This window comes from Pseudoalteromonas sp. S4741, assembly GCF_005886135.1.
GTDB classification, from domain to species: Bacteria; Pseudomonadota; Gammaproteobacteria; order Enterobacterales; family Alteromonadaceae; genus Pseudoalteromonas; species Pseudoalteromonas tetraodonis.
Map to the genome: position 1 here is coordinate 1 of NZ_PNCN01000239.1, position 637 is coordinate 637.

The window sequence follows — 637 nt, forward strand, 5'->3', positions numbered from 1 at the left end:
TGGCAAACACGGGGCGATTCATCGAAGTTTTAGAAGGTTGGCCTCAAAGTAGAACATCTGAGGCTCGTAGTAATACTAATATTCACAGTGTTATTGGAAAGTACACTACGAACTCAGAACTATGGAAAGCGTCTAATTCTTTATATAGAGAATCGGTAGCTAATGACTGCAGACATATAGTTAGAGTATTTGACCATTCACAGTCGAAAGCGGCTTTTAAGAATTACTTGTTAGGCATTGAAAATCATTTTTACAAATTTTTAAGTCGCGACTTATATGACAGATAAAAAGTTAGATAAATTATCTATAGACAGAGATAATTTTTTAAAGGAGCACAAAGAAACTTCTTTATATATTGCAAAATTGGCTTTGACGAGCACAGAAAATACATCTTCATTTAAGTCTAAGCTTGCTAATTTTTATAAAGCAATCTTTACCAAGAAGTGAATTGAAATTAGGCCCCATCAAAAAATAGTCGCAATCTTGCCCAGAGAATCCTATAGCATATGTAGTGGCTTGGTTAATTTGCGCTCCAAATTAGAGGCGTTTCCTTGTTGCTCATCTGCTGCTAGTTGCAACCATTTGGAGGGCGTTCAGAATTCTGTGTCAGCCTAAATTGCTAAATATCTAGCACGCC

1 protein-coding gene is annotated in these 637 nt (G+C 36.1%); it reads left to right on the forward strand.

Annotation, left to right across the window (positions count from 1 at the left end):
* The coding region (locus tag CWC30_RS18505) for a hypothetical protein (RefSeq protein WP_212746092.1) at positions 1-287 on the forward strand (287 nt) is incomplete at its 5' end.
* Between the last annotated feature and the right edge of the window lie 350 nt (positions 288-637).